This is a genomic window from Empedobacter sp. ULE_I140 (assembly GCF_053482575.1).
Genome location: NZ_JBQMTX010000001.1, coordinates 1,763,980 through 1,784,095, shown reverse-complemented (window position 1 = coordinate 1,784,095; position 20,116 = coordinate 1,763,980). Strand labels below are relative to the sequence as shown.

Below are 20,116 nucleotides of genomic sequence, written 5' to 3'. Positions count from 1 at the left end.
TCTTTTTTTATTTATTCTCTAAAATAGTTTCGTTTTCAGCTTCAACTTTCTTTTCATATTTTTTTCGGATATATTCTGCAGCCAATGTTACGGCTACTCCACCAATTATTCCATATATTGAACGTTTTCCCAAAAATTTAGCTACCGTTACTCCCGTTGTAGCGGCTGTTGTTAATAAACCTATTTTAGTTCCTTTCTCCGTTTGATTTTTTGTTAATGCATCTAAAATTTTCATAGCTTTTTATGTTTAGTCTTAGAAATACTTACAATTATCAAACCATTTTTATTTAATAAAATTTTCTACCAATTCTTTTGGACGACCTACTATTCCACTTTTTCCATCTGTCACTATTGGACGTTGAATCAATTTTGGATATTCAACCAAAGCATTCAAAATTTCATCATCAGAAAGTTCATTTCCTTTAAAATTTATTTTCCAATCTTCTTCATTTGTCCTTACTATATCAATTGGTTTTAGATTTAATCTTGTTAAAATAGTTCTCAATTCATCTTTCGTCAAAGGCTCATTCAAATATTCTCTTATTTCAAAATCTTTTCCAGACTCTTCCAAAACCTTTACTGCATCTCTACTTTTTCCGCAACGCGAATTATGTAATATTGTGTACATAAATACTCTTTTAGAAATTAAATATAGTTCAAAAAAAAGAATCCTTATATAAGGATTCTTTTTTTATTTTATTTTTACATTAACAGCCATAAGACCTTTTTTTCCTTTTTCAATATCAAAAGTAACTTGATCATTTTCAATTACTTTGTCAATTAATCCAGAAACATGTACAAAAACATCTTCACCTCCGTTTGCGTTAGAGATAAAACCAAAACCTTTTGATTCGTTGAAGAATTTTACTGTTCCTTCTTGCATAGTTGTATATTTAATTAATTTATTTTTTTGATATTTGAATTGCTCTGAATCCTTTTTCAGACATTTCTTTTTTGAACTGCACTTGATCTCCTACTTTAAGTAATTCTTTTGATTCTTTGAAGTGGAAGAAGATTTTATCGTTAGAAGTTGGTACTTTAATAAAACCAAACCCTTTTGAATCGTTGTAGATATCAACCATACCTTCTATAAAAACATCTCTGTTATCAGATTCTAATCTTTTATTATTCAGCAAATCGGCTTCTTTGTCTTGTAAATGAGGTGGTACATCTGTAAAATTACCAAGTACATCAACATAGACAATCATATCTTCTAATGATTTTCCTTTGTTGTTATTCTCTTTTCTGTTCTCTCTTTTGTTTAATTTCTCTAATTTTTTTAAAGCTTTCTTTTTGCTATTTTCTTTTTTAGATGTAGAATCTGCCATAAATGTTTGTATAGATTTTTTATTATTAATACTCATAAAACCTAAGAAAACATGAATTAATTATCCAACAACATTTATATTATAATGTAGTAAAACTTACAAGTATACGTTTTAGAAAACAGAAGTTAAAATTATATTGACTAGGTCAATTAGTGAATTAAAAAAAGTAAAATAAAGAATACAATTGTAAACTATTAAGACAAAATATCTTCTTAAGTACGTTGCAAAGGTAATAAGTTTTAATGAATTAAATGGTATTAATTTCTAGAGAATTCTATATGACTAAAAAGTTCTAACCTAATTGTGATTAGAAATTTGATCTTATTATGATTGATATCGTTAAAATTGATAAATAAATGTGTTGATATTCATACCTGCACCAACAGATGCAAATAATACAACATCGCCTTCATTTATTTGGTGATTTTCCAAATCATTATCCATAATCATTTTCAAAAGAATTGGAATTGTTGCCACACTACTATTGCCAAGTTTATGAATATTCATTGGCATAATATTTTTTGGCACATCCTGATCATATAAACTATAAAAGCGTTTTACAATTGCTTCGTCCATTTTTTCATTAGCTTGATGAATCACTATTTTACTGATATCGTCAATGTTATATGTACTATCATCAACACATTTTTTCATTGCTAACGGTACTCTGGATAAAGCAAATTCATAGATTTTTCGACCATACATTTTGATGTATTTGGTATTCGGACATTTTTCTGAATTATATGATTTTCCAAAGAACAGATAATCTTTTTCTTCGTTTGCATAAGAAGCAGATAAATGGGCTTGTATCCCTTTATTGTTTGTAGAAGCTTCTAGTATTACAGCTCCAGCGCCATCTGCATAAATCATCGTATCTCGGTCGTGTTCATCGACAACTCTCGAAAGCGTTTCCGCACCAATCACCAAACATCTTTTTGCTAATCCAGCTTTCATAAATGCATTGGCTTGTATAACACCTTCTACCCAGCCAGGACAACCAAAAATAACATCGTAAGCAACACAATAAGGATTCTGAATTTTCAATAAATTTTTTACTCTTGCAGCAAGACTTGGCACCATATCAGACTGAATCGTATCGTGTTTTACATCTCCAAAATTATGAGCGAATATAATATAATCAATAGTTTCTGCGTCGATATCTGCATTTGTGATAGTCGCAGCAGCTGCCATATAGCCTAAGTCTGATGTTACTTGATCTTTTCTGGCATATCGACGTTCTTCTATTCCTGTTATTTGTTTTAATTTATGCGAAATTGTAGCATTATTTTGGTCTAAAATTTCTCCTTGTTCATTATAAAATTGATGCTCTTCAAAAAATTGATTTGAAATTGTTTCGGTTGGAATATATTTTCCTATTCCTATAAAGTGATTTGTCATATATATTTTAGATAACAGAGTTAGAATCTGCTATCGGATACAATCTCGGGATAACTTTAAGAACTATCGCTATAAAGTCATATTTTTAACTTAAACTTTATATTTATACCAAAATTATATCTTATACCCGTTGTGCATTTTGATTACTAAATAATAAAGTTGTTCATTTGATTGAAAATCAGTAAATTGCTTTAACCACAAAACATTTACAATGAACAACTTACTTGCAAATTACGAAAGAATATTGGAAGTTCTACGAAAAATTTCCACAGATACACTTTTAATTTATCAACGTAGAAGACCTAAACTTTTTGATTTAGAACTCATAAGTCTTGTTTTAACAGCTGAATTTATGGGTATTGATAGTGAAAATCATTTATTTCGAAATCTTCCTAATGCGTTAAGTTGTAAAATTGAGCGTAGTATTTACAATCGTAGAAAACGTAGATTATCAGAGCAAATTAATAGTATTCGCCTCAAATTAGCGAAAGAATTTAATGAATTTGAAAATTGTTTCATAGTTGATAGTATGCCGTTGGAAGTGTGTAAAATAGCAAGAATTAATCGCTCGAAAATTTGCAAAGAACATCAGTATAGTGCACCAAATAGAGGTTTTTGTGCTTCTCAGCAAATGTCTTTTTATGGCTATAAACTTCATGCTATTTGTTCTTTAAATGGTGTTTTCCAGAGTATTGATATCAGTCCCGCATCTGTTCATGACATTCATTTTTTGAAAGATGTTAAAACTCAAATGTATGATTGTTTGCTACTTGGGGACAAAGGTTATTTGTCGCAAACAATTCAAATTGACTTATTTAATGAAGCTAATATTCGATTAGAAACACCGAAAAGATCCAATCAAAAAGAGTATAAACCTCAGTTTTGTCCATTCAAAAAGTATCGAAAAAGAATTGAAACGTTATTTTCTCAACTATGTGATCAGTTTATGATTAGACGAAATTATGCAAAGACTTTCGAAGGGTTTAAAACCAGAATTTTAGCTAAAATTACTGCTCTTACTGTGGTTCAGTACATTAATAAAACATACTTTAATCGAAATATTAATAATCTAAAAACCCAAATTATTTAAAATGCACAACGGGTTAAATTAATAAATTTCATGATGATAATTTTTCAATGTCTCTTAGAGATATATAAATAATATGAAATAAACATTTATATTTCAGAACTACTATTCATGTAATTCTAAATTATTAGAATAAAAGTGTAAATGTAGATATAAACACTTAATATCATTAATTTTCAGTACATTTAATTAAATTAAAGATTATGAAAAAGCTATTTTTATTTATCAGCGTTTCTCTCCTATTTTTTGCTTGCACAACCAATCAATCCGCACAAAATTCAGTTCCGAATAAAGATGAGAATTCATTAAAATTCGAGCCGAATGAAGATGGTGATTATGATATTGTTGTATTTGATCCTCAATATGATATTTATTTAAAAACAACTGCATTACCCAAAGAGTATTATTCAAAAGAATATTACGAACAAAAAAATCGCCAATATGTGATGATTTGGAATCAACGACATATGCAACCAATGACATATAATCCAGATTTGTATGCAGTAAGTATAGATTTAGATCCTTCTATTGACTATGGTTATGATTTTGAATACAAATTATTTAACTTTTTTCGATTTATTGAACATAAATATCGTGTCAGAATTAGATAATATCGTTTATTTTTGCAAGCTAATTTTAGAAAGATGAACGATTTTTCAATCAAAATATACAATCAAATCATTGAAGCAATTCCAGATTTTACAGGGCTTCACAAGAAAGATACCGAATTATTAGAATTTCATATCGAGAATGAATACAAATCGACTTTTGGAGATCTTTATATTCAGACTTCGGATGATGATAAGATTTGGATCAAATCTTCTTTTCCTTTTACAACTTACGAAGTAGATTCTGTTGAGGAACTTTTGTATATTTTGGAAGGTTTGTTGTTTAACCAATTATTCTGGGTAATTAGTTATGATGATGGCGATTGGGACGATACTTTTTTGATGCTGAAAGACCAAGAAATTAAAACGGAAGAAGGTTTTACTTATAAAATTCTTTCTTGGAACGGAAAAGATGATAAAGTGATTAATGCTTAACCTCCTATTTTTATACATTTGCAATTATGTTTAACAACGAATTACTAAAAGACATCCAAAAACGTACACAAGACTTGCACGAATATTTGGAAATCGAACAAAAAGAAATCGAAGTTCAAAATGAAGAAGAACACGCTGCTTCACCTGAATTTTGGAACAACCCGAAAGAAGCCGAAGCTTTTATGAAAGTTTTACGTGGTAAAAAGAAATGGATTGATGAATACAAAACGATTGCAAATGCAGTAAATGATGTCGAAGTTTTAGTAGAATTTAACCGCGAAGGCGAGGTAAGTGACGAAGAAGTTATGGAACAATATACTGTTGTTGCTAAGCTTTTAGAAGATATAGAATTCAAGAATATGCTTTCAGAAGAAGGAGATAATCTTGGTGCAATTCTTCAAATTACTGCGGGAGCTGGAGGTACAGAATCTTGTGATTGGGCTTCTATGTTGTTGCGTATGTATTTGATGTGGGCCGAAAAACATGGATATAAAGTAAAAGAATTAAACTATCAAGCGGGTGATGTTGCAGGTGTAAAAACGGTAACATTAGAAGTTGATGGCGAATTTGCTTTTGGTTATCTAAAAGGAGAAAATGGTGTGCATCGTTTGGTGCGTATTTCGCCTTTTGATAGTAATGCAAAGCGTCACACAAGTTTCGTTTCGGTTTATGTTTCCCCAATTGTGGATGATACAATCGAGATTGAAATCAATCCTGCTGATATCGAATTACAAACGTCTCGTTCTGGAGGAGCTGGAGGGCAAAATGTAAATAAGGTAGAAACTAAAGTTCAGTTAACGCACAAACCAACTGGGATTGTAGTTGTTTGTCAGGTTGAACGTTCTCAGTTAGCCAATCGCGAACGTGCAATGGAGATGTTAAAATCTGAATTGTATAAGATTGAGTTAGAGAAAAAAATGGCCGCACGTAATGAGATTGAAGCAAATAAGATGAAAATCGAATGGGGTTCTCAAATTCGTAATTATGTGATGCATCCATACAAATTGGTAAAAGACGTCAGAACAGGAACTGAAACAGGTAATGTGGATGCTGTAATGAACGGTGATATAGACGAATTCTTGAAATCGTTCCTAATGTTAATGGGACAAAAAGAAACGTCAAAATAGTTTTATCCTAAATTTCTTTCATGAAAATATTAATCGGAGGTGCTGGAGAAGTTGGTTTTCATTTGGCTAAATTACTTTCTAATGAAATGAACGACATCGTCATCATGGACATGGACAAGGACAAGTTGTTGATGATCGAAAACTCGTTAGATGTAATGGCTTATCGTGGTGATATCACTTCTTTCAAGGCTTTGCGAGAAGTTGGAATTGATGATACAGATATTTTTATATCGGTCACTCATCTTCAAAACACAAACCTTACAAGTGCTTCGATTGCGAAAGATTTAGGGGCAAAACGCACATTAGCTCGAATTTCGAATCCTGAATTTCTTTACAAAGAAAATCAATTTTGGGTTCAAGGAATGGGAATTGATGCATTAATTAGCCCTGAGAAATTAGCGGCTGATGAGATTTATTCTCTTGTTCAACAATCTGCTTTCAATGCGATGCATCCGTTTGCAAATGGTCAACTTTTTATGGTTGGAACTGTTTTGGATGCGGATTGTAAAATTTTGGACAAGCAGTACAAAGACATGTATTTGACGACGAAAGGTGGCGAAGACAATCTTTTGATGCCAATTGCAATAATTCGTAGCAACGAACGTGGCGAGTATCAAACCATTATTCCTGAAGCTGAAACTGAATTTAGAATAGATGATCACGTTTATTTTATTGTCAAAAAAGCTGGAATTTTAGAAGTTTATAAAATCCTTGGAAAGAAACAAGAATATTTCAAAAATGTAATTGTTTTGGGAGGAGGAAGTATTGGTGTCAAAGTTGCCAAACTTTTAAAAGACAACAAACACAACGTTAAGTTATTAGAAATCAACAGAAACAAAGCTTTTGATTTAGCTGATGATTTAAATAACATTTTGATTATCAATGGTGATGGTCGAGATGGAGAATTGTTATTGGAAGAAGGTATTTCTGATTCGGATGCTTTTATCGCTGTGACAGGAAGTTCGGAAACGAATATTATGTCATGTCTTTTGGCAAAATCAAAAGGCGTTAAAAAAACAATTGCTTTGGTCGAAAATATCGACTATATACATCTTAGTCAAGAAGTTGGAATTAACGCTTTTATCAATAAAAAACTCTTAACCGCAGATAGTATTTTCCGTTATATTCGACAAGGTTCTGTGATGGATGTAACAGGAATTTCTGATTTAGATGCTGAAGTTTTAGAATTCCGTATTCACGAAAATTCTGAAATCGCATTCAAAAAAGTAAGCGATTTTCCGTTTAAAGAAGGTGCTATTATTGCTGGAATTGTTCGCAGAAATGATGGATTTATTCCAACAAAAGATTTCATTATCGAACCAAAAGATCACGTCGTTGTTTTTAGTCAAGCGAATTTAATTCCAAAAGTGACCAAATATTTTAAATAATGAAATCACTTAACATCAAAGTAATCCTGAATCTTTCGGGTGTTTTATTACTATTAAATGCGCTCTTTATGTTTATTGCAACATGTGTCAGCATTTATTTTAATGATCATCTACTCTACCCTTTTTTAGTTTCGGGGAGTTTAGTGGGATTGTCGGGAGCTGCAATGATGTATTTTACGCGTGACAGAAGAAAACACATCAACAAACGCGAAGGTTATATCGTAGTTTGTGTCGGATGGCTTTTCTTGATTCTTTCGGGGTGTTTACCCTATGTTACCTCGTTAATATTTCTACCAAACGATCATATCATCAATGAGAATTTTAGTTTTGTCAACATTATTTACGAAACCGTTTCTGGTTATACAGCGACTGGGACATCAATTTATGATGATGTAGAAAGTCTCCCAAAAAGTATATTATTTTGGCGAAGTACAACCAATTGGATTGGTGGTATGGGGATTATCGTTTTGACGATTGCGATTTTACCGTTTCTTGGAATTGGTGGTCGACAGCTTTTTATGGCAGAAGCGCCTGGAATTTATACGGATAAAATTCACCCTCGAATTACAGAAACAGCAAAAAACCTTTGGTTAGTTTATTTAGGCTTAACTGCTTTTTTTGCGATGTTGCTTTATTTTGGTGGAATGAATTTATTTGATGCTGCAAATCATTCGATGAGTGTGATTGCAACGGCAGGTTTTTCTACTAAGAATGAAGGTTTGATGTATTGGAATAACAATATTTTTATTCAATATGTATTAATCGTGATGATGTTTTTGGGCGGAACAAACTTCGCATTGATTTATTTATTGATTAAAGGACAATTCAAAAAAGTATGGAAAAATGAAGAATTCCGTTGGTGGGTTGGTTTACTTGCTGTCGTTACATTTATCGTTTTTGTTGTATTATTTTTCAATATTTACCCTAGTTATTCCGTCGAAACCTATTCGTGGTTTAATTTCGAACATTCATTCAGAAGTTCATTATTCCACGTTGTATCTATCGCATCTACAACAGCTTTGGCAATGGAAGATTACACAAGTTGGTTAACCGTAACCACACTTATTTTCTTCTCTTTGTTCTTCATCGGAGGTTCGGCAGGTTCTACATCTGGAGGAATTACAGTTATTAGACACGTCATTTTATTAAAAAATAGTTGGATCGAATTTAAGCGTATTTTACACCCAAACGCAATTATTCCTGTTCGTTATAACAATCGTTCGCTTAACCAATCTATTGTTTTCCACGTCATGGCATTCTTTGTCATGTTTATGTTTACATGGATTGTGAGTTCTATTTTGTTTGCGCTTTTGAATTATGGTATAACAATGAGTTTCCAAGATATTTTGGCCTCTTTAACATTAACTGCTTCCACTTTAGGAAACGTAGGTCCGGGAATTGGCGAATTTGGTCCGGGTACTTCAATGAATTCTTTAACGGATAGTGCAAAATTATTATGTTGTTTTTTAATGGTTTTGGGACGATTAGAGCTTTATACAATCTTAATTTTATTTACGCCTGCTTTCTGGAAAAATAATTAATGGGATGCTTCTAAAATTACTTTCTGAATGATTTCTTCGGTTTGATCTGGGAAATCTTTCTCAATAATTTTATTCGAATCCACCCAACGTTGCAATTGTGCTACATTCAAATCATATGAATAATCAACGCCAATCATTTTTAAAGCTTCACAATTACATAATTGTTCGTATTGACCTTTAATCGGAATCACAAAAAGCTTCTTTTTAAGATAAATACTTTCGGCAGGCAATTCGAAACCAGCACCGCACAAAACTCCTTTACAATTTTCGAGCGCTTTTATAAAAAGACGTTCATCAATAGGATAAATTTCAACATTAAATTGACGTATTACTTCTTTCACAAAAGGTGAAAAAACTTTCCATTTTGAGTCTTTAATGAATGATAATTTCTCCATAATTTCGGTTGGATGAAAACTCGGTAAATACGCCAAATAGTAATCTTCTTGTTTTGGATGCAATGCTCTAATTTTATCTCGAATGATTGGTAAAAAAATAGCATCATTATATTCTTCGAAATGAAAACCGTAATGTTTAGAAGTTGGTGCATAATATTTTAAAATCGTCTCGCCCGTTTTATTTTTCACTTTTGGCGTTTCATCAAATAAAAGCGAAGCTTGATGACTTAATCCAACAATATTTATCTTTTTCTTTCGAGCTGCATGTGCCGTAATTGGCTCAAAATCATTAATAATTAAATCATATTTTTCAATTGGAAAATGATTCACTTCATTCCAAAAAGATTTAAAACTATTCTCCTTAAAAATTCGTTTATACGAAACTTTCCCAAGCTGATTATAAAACAACGACAAGCCATTGTGATGTTTAAATTGATAATTTTCGAGTTGTAATTGTGAATTAGAACCACTTACAAAAACATCCAAATCTCCATATTCTTCAAGGATTGGTAACATTTTTTGCGCACGAGCCAAATGTCCATTTCCTGTTCCTTGCAAAGCGTATAAAATTTTCATTTATTTTTTATTGAGAATTGAAACAATCAGTTCATCTAACGAATAATTGAACTCGATTTCTTCTAAATTTTGCATCAAAGTATGTTTATGTTCTTCAAAATAAAACACTGACCAATTTCCGTCTATATATTCTAAAGCAGATAAATTCTCAATCCAATCCCCCGAATTCATATAAACACAAATTCCTTTATCCGTTTTTACTTTTCGCAATTGTGGTTGATGAATATGTCCACAAACTACATAATCATATTCATTTTCGATCGCTAATTCGGCAGCAGTTTGTTCAAAATCATTGATATGCTTCACCGCTTTTTTCACTGAATTTTTAATCTTTTGAGATAACGAATAACGTTCTCTTCCAAAAAACTCTAAACATTTATTGATAAAATAATTCAACTGAATTAATTTATCATAACCCCAACCACCTAATTTCGCAATCCATTTCGAATGTTGAATCGATGCATCAAACACATCTCCATGAAAAATCCAAGCGACTTTATCATTTTGTTTCAACATATATTTATCCGTTAAAAGAATATTTCCAAAACGCATTGTGGTAAATTTACGTAACAATTCGTCATGATTTCCTGTTATATAAACGATTGGAATTCCTTGTTCTGAAAGATTTAACAAATAACTAATAATTTGAAGATGCGTTTCTGGGAAATAACTTTTCTTAAAATTCCAAATATCCACAATATCACCATTGAGAATAATTTTTTTTGGATTGATTGACTGTAGATAAGCTAACAGCTCTTGTGCTTTGCAACCAAAAGTTCCTAAATGCACATCCGAAATAACAACAACATCAAGATTACGCTTCATTGATTTTTATTTAAATTTCGAAATCAAATATTACTTAAACGTTTTTTTAATCTTATGAAATCTTTATAAATTTGAGTCTAAATTGTAAAGTTATGAGCGAATTGAAATTCAAAACAAATATAAATTGTGACAGCTGTATCAAATCTGTAAAACCTTTTTTGGACGAAGCTGTTGGTGAAGACAATTGGAAAGTTGATACTTCTGATGAACGAAAAGTACTGACTGTGACAACAACCGAAGATGAAGAAGAGGTTGTGGAAGCCGTGACAGATGCAGGTTTTAAGATTCAGAAATTAAAAGAATAAATAAAAGCGATTCAGTAAACTGAATCGCTTTTTTGTTAGATTAAGAATATATTCTTTCTTATTTTTTTACTACTTTTTGAGTAGAAGATTTTCCGTTAGAAGTTGTTTTAACCACATAAGTTCCTTTAACTAATGAAGAAACGTCTACATTTTGAACACCTTTAACTTCGAAAGATTTTACCAATTGTCCGTTAATATTATAAACTTCTACAGTTGTTTTATCTTTTGCATTGAAAGAAGCTGTATTTGTCCATAATGTATTAGAAACTGCTTTAGTTAATGTTAAATTATCTGTACTCAAATTTGTACAAACATTTGCAGCCGTTTGTCCATTTCTAGGAGCAGCAGCAGCTACGTCAAAATCATTCTTATTATCATTTGTATCTTGACATCCTTTTAACTTTCTTTGAGCAGAATCAGTATTAGATAAAGCCGCAGTAGGACCAGATCCTTCATATTCATTAGACGTTCCAAAACCTACAAAATCAACGATATCTTTATCTGTTACATCAGTTATTGGATCAACATTAGATACAAGTGCTACTTTACCGTTCATGGCTCCTAATGCAAGAGCTGTAGCAGGAATTTGGTCTGGAGTTGGCAATGCATCTGTTCCACTATTACCTTTAGCTTGTTGAATTAAATAATATTTACCTGGCTGAATTGTAATATCTGCTAATACTTGTGTATTAGCTGCACTAACATTACCTGTAGCAGAAGCATATTGAAGTGAATGACCTTTTAATGTAACAGCTTAAGAGCCTCTATTAAACAACTCAATAAAATCATGCGTATATTTTGCGCCCGAATTTCCTCCTCCACCATAAACTTGACTAATCACAACTTGTCCAAATGATAAAGAAGATAATGCAGTAATTACTACTAAAGAATAAAATTTTTTCATATTATATCTGTTTTTAAATTATTATTATAAAGATAGTTAAAAAACAAATTCAATATACATAACGCAAAAAATTAACGATTTGGTAAAATAAAAAAGCAGCCAAAAGGCTGCTTCAACTATAAATTTTAAATTTATTTCTTAGATATGAATTGCATGTCCATATGCATCTTCTACCGCTTCCATAATAGCTTCTGCCATTGTAGGGTGCGCGTGAACAGATTTCATAATTTCATGTGCAGTAGTTTCTAATTTACGGGCTACAACTGCTTCTGCAATCATTTCAGTAACTCCATCACCAATCATGTGACATCCTAACCATTCACCATATTTCGCATCAAAAACTACTTTTACAAAACCATCAGCAGCTCCGTTTGCAACAGCTTTACCGTTTGCAGAGAATGGGAATTTTCCTACTTTTACTTCGTATCCAGCTTCTTTAGCTTTTGCTTCTGTTAATCCTACAGATGCAATTTCTGGAGAACAATAAGTACAACCTGGGATGTTTCCGTAGTCGATTGGTTCTACTTTTTCACCAGCAATATGCTCAACACATAAAATACCTTGTGCAGATGCTAAGTGAGCTAAATCTGCTCCTTTTACAACATCACCAATTGCATAATATCCTTTTACAGATGTTTCACAAAAATCATTGATAACTATTTTACCTCTTTCAGTTGCAATACCAACTTCTTCAAGACCAATATTTTCTGTATTTGGAACAACTCCTGCTGCTGATAAAACAACTTCTGCTTCAAGAATTTCTTCTCCTTTTGCAGTTTTAATTGTTGCTTTTACTAAATCTCCAGTTGTATCAACTCCTGTAACTTCTGCATTTGTTAAGATATTGATTCCAGATTTTTTAAGAGATAATTGTAATTGTTTCGAAATATCTTCATCTTCAACATTTACAATGCGTGGTAAAAACTCTACAATTGTCACTTTTGTTCCTAATGTATTGTAGAAGTGAGCAAACTCAACTCCAATCGCTCCAGAACCTACAACAATCATTGATTTTGGTTGCTTTTCCATTGCTAATGCACCACGGTAACCAATTACTTTTTTACCATCTTGTGGTAATGCAGGTAATTCACGAGAGCGTGCACCAGTTGCAATAATTATATTTTCTGAAGATAATTCACTAACAGAACCATCTGCTGCAGTAACTTTTACTTTTTTTCCTGGTAAAACTTTTGCTTCACCTTGAATTACTTCAATTTTGTTCTTCTTCATTAAGAATTGAACACCTTTACTCATACGATCCGCCACTCCTCTACTACGAGAAACAACATTTCCAAATTCGAATGAAATATCTGAAGGTAAGTTAATTCCAAAATCTTCTGCATGATTTAAGTATTTGAATACTTGAGCAGATTTTAATAAAGCTTTTGTAGGAATACATCCCCAGTTAAGGCAGATTCCACCTAATTCAGCTTTTTCTACGATTGCTACTTTTTTACCTAATTGTGCTGCTCTAATTGCTGCAACGTATCCTCCAGGACCACTTCCAATAACTATAATGTCGTAACTCATTTTTTCCATAATTTGAATGCTAATTTAATAATTATAACCCGAAAAAAAAGGAATTCCTTAAAATAGATTAAAATTTCTTACTTTTGCACTGTGAAAATATTCTTTGAAAATTACGCTGACGACTTACAGGTCGAAACTGAATTACCTTTAGAAGGTAGTTTATCACAAGCTATTGAGATTTTTCATAACCTACCTGATTATGACGGAAGTTATATTGGTTTGATGAATCAAGATGGGAATACTGTTCAGATTTCGAAATATGATCGATTTTTATTTTTAGTAGAAATCCCTGTTTACCAAGAACAAGCTTCATATTCAGTATTATTTACTTATTTTCAAGTAATGCAATTATTAGAAGATTTATACAAAGGATTTGATCCTTATAACATAAAAGGATTGAAATTTGAACAGTATTTAACAAAAAAAGCAACGAAATAATCGTTGCTTTTTTATTTTTATATTATTTAGATTTTACTGCCAAATATATTTTTCACCTAAACTTAACGTTGATTTCATCACATATTCTCCTTCCTCATTTTTTTCAGTTAATACTAAAATAGGATAATATTCACCCGCAGGAACCAATTTTGTGATATTTGTAGTAAAATTTAGCTTTTCAATTTTAGTAAAAGCAGAAATTGGTGAAACATCTAGATTTAGAAGTTCAAATCCGTCTATTTCTTTAATTCCTGTTATATTTTGATTTGAAAAATATACCATTAATTTTAAGTCATTTGTAGGTTTATAATCTAAATTCTGTATAGAATTATCAACTCCACCAATTGTAACCATCAACGAATTGAAATCAATTTCTAATTTCCAACCTCCAACTAATTTTAGTTTTTTATTTACATTCGCTATGTTCAAAGAACTTTCTACAGGTGTATATATATCAGATAAAGTAGCGTCTATATTCTTTGTAGAAGCTAAAGTATTAGCATCTGTAACCTGAGGTAATTCTACATTCTTTACAACTTTTTCAATTAAAATATTATTAGATTCTAAAGAAATTTTATTACTCAAAACTTTATAATTCAAAATAGAACCTGATTCTTTTTCTTTCAATAACAAAACTGGTGTATAATCTCCTTGTGCTAATGTTTCAAGATCTGAAGCTTTAAAAGTAATAGTAACGTTATTGAAGCTTGTTCCATTTCCTTCTAACTGCCCTAATTGTGCGTTTGTATTGATTTTATTCGGTAAATTATATAAATCTACAGATGTTTTTGATGGAGCAAAATATAAATCAAGAAATAAAGTCTGACTTGTTTTGTTTAAATAATTTGTCAATTTTCCTCCAGATATTTTATAGTTAGATGTATTTCCATCATTCGAAATTTTCCATACTCCTTCAAAAGAATAGTCTTTATTTATCGTAGTCGGTAAATTAATAATGTTTATACCATCTTGTTGAGCTGTAACAAAACTACTCATTATAATAGTTGCAGTAAAAAATAATTTAGTAAAAATATTCATAGGTTATATTTTAAGCTTTCCTACAAAAGGAAGAATTTAATTTACAAAAAGTGTTTAAAATTGGATTTTTTAATATTTATATACAAACTATTAATTTTTGATTAATTAATTTTACGTCGAATTATAGAATTATGACTAAAATATCACCAAAAGATACAGACCAGTTTGACAATTTTGTTCACAAAGAAACAACAACATTTGAAGATTTAACTGTTTTCGATCGCAACAATTTGGCACCAATATCTATTGATAATCAATTTGGTTTAATAGATAAAGAAGGAAATGTAATTATTCCGTTTCAATATCAAAAACTTGTGCTCACAACTGTTAATGCCTATAGCGCGCAAAAGGAGAATAAGTGGGGAATTATCACAAAATCTAACCAGATTTTGATTCCGTTCGAATATGATTTAACAAGTGATTTTATTGAAAATATTTGTGCTGTAAAAAAAGATGGAAAATGGGGTTTTATTGATTTATTAAATCAAGTTGTGATCCCGTTCGAATATGATGGTTGTACAGATTTTAGAGCTGGTTTAGCTGGAGTTGAAAAAGATGGAAAATGGGGAATGATTGATAAAAATAATCAGTTGATTATAGATTATCAATACGAATATTTAACGCCAGTCGATCAAAATTTTGCCACTTTTGGAGAAGCTACTTCACTAAAAATTGAGCGTCCAGATATATTAGCTTATTTTCCATATTTCTTATCAAAAGAGAATTATTTGATGCATTTTGGTTTAATTTCAACCAAAAACGAACAAATTTTAGGTCCAATTTCTGAATTACCAATTTTAGAAAGTTTCGAGAATCAAGCTGTTATTCGTCAAAATTATCAATTAGGTTACTTAAAAAATGGAAAAGATTTTGTGAAATTTGAACAATTTACAATCGATCCGTACGAAGAAAAAATCTTAACACAATTAGGAGTAATGAAATAAAAAAAGAGCTTTAAGAAAAGCTCTTTTTTTATTATCTATTGTTTTGGTTTATACTGCATATATTCATGATTTTCGCTCATCAACATTTTTTCCCCAACCACTTCAAAACCTTTTCTTTCGTACAATTTCTTTGCATTTGGGTTTGTAAAATCGACCAATAAACCTAATGTTTTGCCTTGCTTATTTCCTATTTCATCAATCAAATAATCCAATATTTTAGAACCTATTCCTTTCCCTCTAAAATCTTCAGAAACTGCAATTGTGTCAATATATATTTCACCTGCTTGTGTTTCATCTTGCGGATGAATAATTTGGTTATAATCATTTTTCAATAATTCTAAAACAGGTTTTCGAAGTTCTTCTAATTTTCCTCCGTCATAAAAAGTTGTTGTTCCAGCAAATTGATTATCATATTCTACAACAACTGTATTTTGATAACTATATTGATTTTCTTCTTGTTCAATTAATTTTTTCAAGAATAAAACTCCTTCTTCATAATCTGTTTTTCCGATAAAATCATAAACGATTTTATCCATCGCTAACATCATCAATCTTGCAATTGATAACGCATCTGTCTTTGTTGCTTCTCTAAAATTTAACATAAAAAAATAGCCTTGAGATTTCTCAAGGCTAAGTTAGCAATAATTATTTTGAAATTATTTCGCTTTTAATTTATCTAACGTATTGTTATATCCTTCTTTTGCTTTTTCTCCAGCTTCTTTCGCTTCTGCTTTCACATCTTTTGCAGCTGCATTGATATCAGCTTTTGCATCTTTTGCAACAGTTTTAATATCTTCTTTTGCTTGATTAGCTTTTGCATCTACTTTATCTACAGTATTATTCACTCCATCTTTTACATCTTGCGCAGCATTATTTACAGCAGCTTTTGCATCAATCCACGCTTTATTAGCATCGTCATAAGCTTTTTGTGCAGCTTCTGTTGCAGCTTTATCACCTTTCGCTTTTGCTTCATCTAAAGCTTTTTTTGCTTCGTCTACTTTCGCTTTTGCATCAGTTTCTGATAATGTAGTTGTTGTAGTTGTCGTTTCTTTGATAACAGTCGTAGAATCATTCGCTAATGAATCTACAGTTACATTAGTTTCAGTTGTTTTTGAAGTTTCTTGTTTACAAGAAGTAGCAAATGATAATGAAGCAACTGCCACTAATACAAATAATTTTTTCATAGTTGTTTTTTTTTATTGTTTTAATAATAGAATCAGTTCTAACAATTTTAATACCAAATTGCGAACGATTATTGAATTAAAATTAAATCTTTTCAGAAAATAAAACAAGATTCTTATAGATAATTATTGATTAGAAGCACTTAGCATACGATCATTTCCAGAAATATCTTTATGAATGATTACATTTTGATAAAATTTTTGAAATAATTGTTTTGTCTCTTTTCCTAAATATTGATTGATTTCACAATAAATTTTACCATTCTCTTTCAAATGATTTTTAGCAAAATCTATTACTCGTTCATAAAAAATTAAAGCATCATCATTTTCAACAAAAAGCGCCAAATGAGGTTCAAAATTCAAAACATTTTGATGCATTTCTTTTTTTTCAAGATTTCGGATATAAGGTGGATTTGAAATAATTACATCAAATTTATGGTTTAATTGAATGTCTTCCAGTAAATTATTGTGATAAAAATTTATATTAACTTTTAAATTTTCAGCATTTGATTGCGCTATTTTCAATGCATTTTCAGAAATATCTAATGCTGAAACATTTGCATTTGGAAATAATTTTGCCAACGAAATAGGAATACATCCTGTTCCTGTTCCTAAATCAATCATAGAAATATCTTGATTTTGAGCATAATCATTTCTAATTAATTCAACCAATTCTTCCGTTTCTGGACGAGGAATTAATGTATGTTCATTCACAAAAAAGAAATCGTTATAGAAAAAAGCTTTTCCAGTAATATGTTGTATAGGTTGACCTTTTTTTAATTGTTCTAAATCTGATAAAATTTCAGTCGTTAATTCAATTTCATCTCGGCTAGATAAATCAAGATTCAACTTATCTTCTACATAAATCATGAAAATATGAGAAGCTTCTTCTTTATCATATAGTAATTGCAATTTATCTAAAAACAATTGTTTTAGCTCAACTAAAGTCATTTTGTTAAATTTTTGTAAAGTTAGATTTTATTAATTGAAAGTGCACGATTCTTGATTTCTAAAAAGTAACCAAAAAAGAAATCACAATGAAAATGAATAAATTATTATGTGCTGTTACGATGTTATTTATTAGTCACCTTTCTTTTGCGCAGATAGAAATTGATGGAAATAATAAAAAACTAACGTTAGATTGTAAGGGACAAAAAGTAGAAGTTGGCGGAAGTGGACATGTGATCAATTTGAAAGGAGATTGTACCAAAGTTGAAATCATGGGAACAAATAATACAATATCTGTTAATGGATTAACTTCTGCTGAATTAGCTGGCGAAGGAAATACATTATATTATCGTAAAGCATTATCTAAAAATGGTAAATTACCTCAAATAATTGAGGGAAATAATAATACAATTATCAAAAAGCAGTAAAAATCTTTTCATTTATTATGTCTTTAATAGTTAGAATCTCTTTCTTAATTGTATTATTAAAGAAAGGGATTCTTTATTTCTTAACATTTCCTTATTTTTTTTTCAAATTGGTTCCTAGCTGATTATAAATAAAATGTATTAATTAACTTGTCTAAACAACAAAATATCAATTAACACAAATTATTTATGAAAAAAAATTACTTCCTACTAAGTATGATTTTACTTGGTATAGATTCTTTTGCGCAGGAATACAAAATGCCCGTTTCTAGTGTTACTTCTAAACAAGAGGCACAAAGTGGTAATGAAGCTACTTTTAGCGCAGATGGTATATTAACGACAATGTACCATTCTAAATGGAATCAAAATGGAATCCCAGATCAATTAGATTTTAGTTTCAACAGTCAAGTTAAATCTATAAAATCCCTTGCCTATTTTCCAAGGCAAACAGGTACTAATGGAATTTGGACAAATGTTGAAATTTTATATTCAACTAAAGGTGATCCAACAAATTTCAAAACAGCGACTACGAGTGCTATAACATGGGCTGGAGATTCTACATCTAAAAAATTTGATTTTGATAAAGAAATTATCAATCCAGCAGTCATTAGAATAAAAGTGAATGCTGCTCTAGGAAATTTCTCGAGTGCTGCGGAAGTTGAGTTTTACTCGTCTGATCAAATTACTCCAATAGCTTCGGAGTGTGTAATACAAACAAATGAGTTCTCAAACTATAAGGATATGAAAGTTTCTCCATTAGTTACAGGTTCGTCAGCATCAAGTTTTCAAACAGGGGAAAACATAGAGCAATCATTTGATGGAGATTACAATACGCTTTATCATTCTAACTACAATTCTACTGAAAAAACTTTCCCTATTTCATTAATTTATGCTTTTGATGGAAACACACCATTAGATTATATGATCTATTATCCAAGAAATGATGGTGGAGTAAATGGTTTATTAGGAAAAGTAAAAGTTAGTTACAATACTATAGCTGACCCTACTTATATTGAAATTTCTACACAAGATTTTACGCAAACAAATGATGTAAGAAATATATCTTTTCCATCACAAATAAAACCTTCTTCTATCAAATTAGAAATTTTAGATGGCAAAGGAAATTTTGCAAGTGTTGCCAAGATGGAATTTTATCAAAAAAATTCAAACAAGTTTGATCAGAAAAAGTATTCAACAATTTTTAAAGATGATTTATTCTCAGAATTAAATTCAGGCGTAAATCAACAAACAATTGATGGAATTACTACATCTCCTTTTGTTAAATCTTTAGCACAATGTTTATTAGATAATAAATACAAAAAAATAGATCGTGTTAACGAACATAAAGCATATAAAACAATAGCTTCTATCAATAAAGAATACAAAATTGGAAATTACAATGCTTACGAAAATCCAACAGGAATAGTTTTTTCGGAAAAAACAACTAGCGTTATGTTTGTAAGTGGTATTCCTTCTGGTGAAAGTGTATATTTACGTGTTAGAGATTCTGCTAAGGAAGCAAATGTAACTGATATCTCCTACCCTTTATCAAATGGAATAAATGCTATTGAAATGAAAAATAATGGATTAGGATATATTTCTTATTATTCTGATTCTAATAATCTACCAAATATAAAATTAAATGTGTAATCTTCCCTAAAAAACGGAACGTTTAAAAATATAGTTTATTAACTT

The 20,116-nt window shown here is 30.4% G+C and carries 25 protein-coding genes; 11 read left to right on the top strand and 14 right to left on the bottom strand.

Features of this window, described 5'->3' with window-relative positions; genetic code table 11:
• Positions 1–7: 7 nt before the first annotated feature.
• The 5 genes from ACTS9J_RS08460 to ACTS9J_RS08440 all read right to left on the bottom strand — a co-directional run bounded on the left by ACTS9J_RS08460 (position 8) and on the right by ACTS9J_RS08440 (position 2,726).
• The gene (locus ACTS9J_RS08460) at positions 8–235 is read right to left on the bottom strand and encodes a hypothetical protein (protein ID WP_125350054.1); all 228 of its coding nucleotides are present in this window, start codon (positions 233–235) and stop codon (positions 8–10) included.
• 48 nt (positions 236–283) lie between these two features.
• On the bottom strand, positions 284–628 hold the full coding sequence (locus tag ACTS9J_RS08455; RefSeq protein WP_312355144.1) for an arsenate reductase family protein: 345 nt from the start codon (positions 626–628) through the stop codon (positions 284–286).
• 63 nt (positions 629–691) lie between these two features.
• Entirely contained in the window at positions 692–883 is a 192-nt protein-coding gene (locus ACTS9J_RS08450) for a cold-shock protein (protein ID WP_280048937.1), read from the bottom strand.
• A 19-nt stretch (positions 884–902) separates the two neighbouring features.
• Entirely contained in the window at positions 903–1,328 is a 426-nt protein-coding gene (locus tag ACTS9J_RS08445) for a cold shock domain-containing protein (protein ID WP_219033988.1), read from the bottom strand.
• A 339-nt stretch (positions 1,329–1,667) separates the two neighbouring features.
• Complete coding sequence (locus tag ACTS9J_RS08440) at positions 1,668–2,726, bottom strand: 3-oxoacyl-ACP synthase III family protein (RefSeq protein WP_416411149.1); 1,059 nt, start codon at positions 2,724–2,726, stop codon at positions 1,668–1,670.
• Positions 2,727–2,937: 211 nt separating this feature from the next.
• On the opposite strand from ACTS9J_RS08440, the gene ACTS9J_RS08435 reads away from it, so the two are divergent.
• The 6 genes from ACTS9J_RS08435 to ACTS9J_RS08410 all read left to right on the top strand — a co-directional run bounded on the left by ACTS9J_RS08435 (position 2,938) and on the right by ACTS9J_RS08410 (position 8,912).
• A complete protein-coding gene (locus ACTS9J_RS08435; protein WP_219034401.1) occupies positions 2,938–3,816 on the top strand; it encodes an IS982 family transposase in 879 nt (292 codons plus the stop codon).
• A 200-nt stretch (positions 3,817–4,016) separates the two neighbouring features.
• Positions 4,017–4,424, top strand: a complete 408-nt coding sequence (locus tag ACTS9J_RS08430) for a DUF6146 family protein (protein WP_312356920.1) — start codon at positions 4,017–4,019, stop codon at positions 4,422–4,424.
• 33 nt (positions 4,425–4,457) lie between these two features.
• The gene (locus ACTS9J_RS08425; RefSeq protein ID WP_313097608.1) at positions 4,458–4,856 is read left to right on the top strand and encodes a hypothetical protein; all 399 of its coding nucleotides are present in this window, start codon (positions 4,458–4,460) and stop codon (positions 4,854–4,856) included.
• A 26-nt stretch (positions 4,857–4,882) separates the two neighbouring features.
• The gene (gene prfB, locus ACTS9J_RS08420) at positions 4,883–5,983 is read left to right on the top strand and encodes a peptide chain release factor 2 (RefSeq protein WP_448353126.1); all 1,101 of its coding nucleotides are present in this window, start codon (positions 4,883–4,885) and stop codon (positions 5,981–5,983) included.
• A gap of 20 nt (positions 5,984–6,003) precedes the next feature.
• Complete coding sequence (trkA, locus tag ACTS9J_RS08415) at positions 6,004–7,371, top strand: Trk system potassium transporter TrkA (protein WP_180906656.1); 1,368 nt, start codon at positions 6,004–6,006, stop codon at positions 7,369–7,371.
• Positions 7,371–8,912 carry a TrkH family potassium uptake protein gene (locus tag ACTS9J_RS08410; protein WP_180906655.1) on the top strand — a complete coding sequence of 514 codons (1,542 nt, stop codon included), beginning with the start codon at positions 7,371–7,373 and terminating at the stop codon, positions 8,910–8,912. Before trkA ends, ACTS9J_RS08410 begins: the two co-directional genes overlap by 1 nt.
• Here the strand turns inward: ACTS9J_RS08410 and ACTS9J_RS08405 are convergent.
• Both ACTS9J_RS08405 and ACTS9J_RS08400 read right to left on the bottom strand, forming a co-directional pair.
• Complete coding sequence (locus ACTS9J_RS08405) at positions 8,909–9,883, bottom strand: glycosyltransferase family protein (RefSeq protein ID WP_416411122.1); 975 nt, start codon at positions 9,881–9,883, stop codon at positions 8,909–8,911. The genes ACTS9J_RS08410 and ACTS9J_RS08405 overlap by 4 nt on opposite strands.
• Complete coding sequence (locus tag ACTS9J_RS08400; protein ID WP_416411121.1) at positions 9,884–10,708, bottom strand: UDP-2,3-diacylglucosamine diphosphatase; 825 nt, start codon at positions 10,706–10,708, stop codon at positions 9,884–9,886. It abuts the gene before it with no gap.
• A gap of 92 nt (positions 10,709–10,800) precedes the next feature.
• Between ACTS9J_RS08400 and ACTS9J_RS08395 the strand changes: the two genes are divergently transcribed.
• Positions 10,801–11,013 (top strand): hypothetical protein, encoded by a 213-nt coding sequence (locus ACTS9J_RS08395; protein WP_115000930.1) that lies wholly within the window; start codon positions 10,801–10,803, stop codon positions 11,011–11,013.
• 58 nt (positions 11,014–11,071) lie between these two features.
• Here the strand turns inward: ACTS9J_RS08395 and ACTS9J_RS08390 are convergent, their stop codons facing one another.
• From ACTS9J_RS08390 to lpdA, 3 genes are all read right to left on the bottom strand, one after another.
• Positions 11,072–11,617, bottom strand: a complete 546-nt coding sequence (locus ACTS9J_RS08390; RefSeq protein WP_280038152.1) for a T9SS type A sorting domain-containing protein — start codon at positions 11,615–11,617, stop codon at positions 11,072–11,074.
• A gap of 150 nt (positions 11,618–11,767) precedes the next feature.
• On the bottom strand, positions 11,768–11,917 hold the full coding sequence (locus ACTS9J_RS08385) for a hypothetical protein (RefSeq protein WP_280038151.1): 150 nt from the start codon (positions 11,915–11,917) through the stop codon (positions 11,768–11,770).
• A 138-nt stretch (positions 11,918–12,055) separates the two neighbouring features.
• Complete coding sequence (gene lpdA / locus ACTS9J_RS08380) at positions 12,056–13,447, bottom strand: dihydrolipoyl dehydrogenase (protein WP_286494926.1); 1,392 nt, start codon at positions 13,445–13,447, stop codon at positions 12,056–12,058.
• A gap of 90 nt (positions 13,448–13,537) precedes the next feature.
• Here lpdA and ACTS9J_RS08375 point away from each other — a divergent pair, with 90 nt between their 5' ends.
• On the top strand, positions 13,538–13,885 hold the full coding sequence (locus tag ACTS9J_RS08375) for a hypothetical protein (protein ID WP_219033995.1): 348 nt from the start codon (positions 13,538–13,540) through the stop codon (positions 13,883–13,885).
• Positions 13,886–13,918: 33 nt separating this feature from the next.
• Here ACTS9J_RS08375 and ACTS9J_RS08370 read toward each other — a convergent pair whose 3' ends face one another.
• Entirely contained in the window at positions 13,919–14,923 is a 1,005-nt protein-coding gene (locus tag ACTS9J_RS08370; RefSeq protein ID WP_448353125.1) for a hypothetical protein, read from the bottom strand.
• 131 nt (positions 14,924–15,054) lie between these two features.
• Here ACTS9J_RS08370 and ACTS9J_RS08365 point away from each other — a divergent pair, with 131 nt between their 5' ends.
• A complete protein-coding gene (locus ACTS9J_RS08365) occupies positions 15,055–15,867 on the top strand; it encodes a WG repeat-containing protein (protein WP_221857095.1) in 813 nt (270 codons plus the stop codon).
• A 35-nt stretch (positions 15,868–15,902) separates the two neighbouring features.
• On the opposite strand, the gene ACTS9J_RS08360 is transcribed toward ACTS9J_RS08365, so the two are convergent.
• From ACTS9J_RS08360 to prmC, 3 genes are all read right to left on the bottom strand, one after another.
• Complete coding sequence (locus ACTS9J_RS08360; protein WP_219033998.1) at positions 15,903–16,469, bottom strand: GNAT family N-acetyltransferase; 567 nt, start codon at positions 16,467–16,469, stop codon at positions 15,903–15,905.
• A gap of 54 nt (positions 16,470–16,523) precedes the next feature.
• Positions 16,524–17,051, bottom strand: a complete 528-nt coding sequence (locus tag ACTS9J_RS08355) for a hypothetical protein (protein ID WP_286494928.1) — start codon at positions 17,049–17,051, stop codon at positions 16,524–16,526.
• 123 nt (positions 17,052–17,174) lie between these two features.
• The gene (gene prmC / locus ACTS9J_RS08350) at positions 17,175–17,999 is read right to left on the bottom strand and encodes a peptide chain release factor N(5)-glutamine methyltransferase (RefSeq protein WP_125350425.1); all 825 of its coding nucleotides are present in this window, start codon (positions 17,997–17,999) and stop codon (positions 17,175–17,177) included.
• Between the two features lie 92 nt (positions 18,000–18,091).
• On the opposite strand from prmC, the gene ACTS9J_RS08345 reads away from it, so the two are divergent.
• Both ACTS9J_RS08345 and ACTS9J_RS08340 read left to right on the top strand, forming a co-directional pair.
• Positions 18,092–18,424, top strand: a complete 333-nt coding sequence (locus tag ACTS9J_RS08345) for a DUF3060 domain-containing protein (protein WP_160279610.1) — start codon at positions 18,092–18,094, stop codon at positions 18,422–18,424.
• A gap of 186 nt (positions 18,425–18,610) precedes the next feature.
• On the top strand, positions 18,611–20,071 hold the full coding sequence (locus tag ACTS9J_RS08340) for a discoidin domain-containing protein (RefSeq protein WP_448353124.1): 1,461 nt from the start codon (positions 18,611–18,613) through the stop codon (positions 20,069–20,071).
• Positions 20,072–20,116 lie beyond the last annotated feature (45 nt).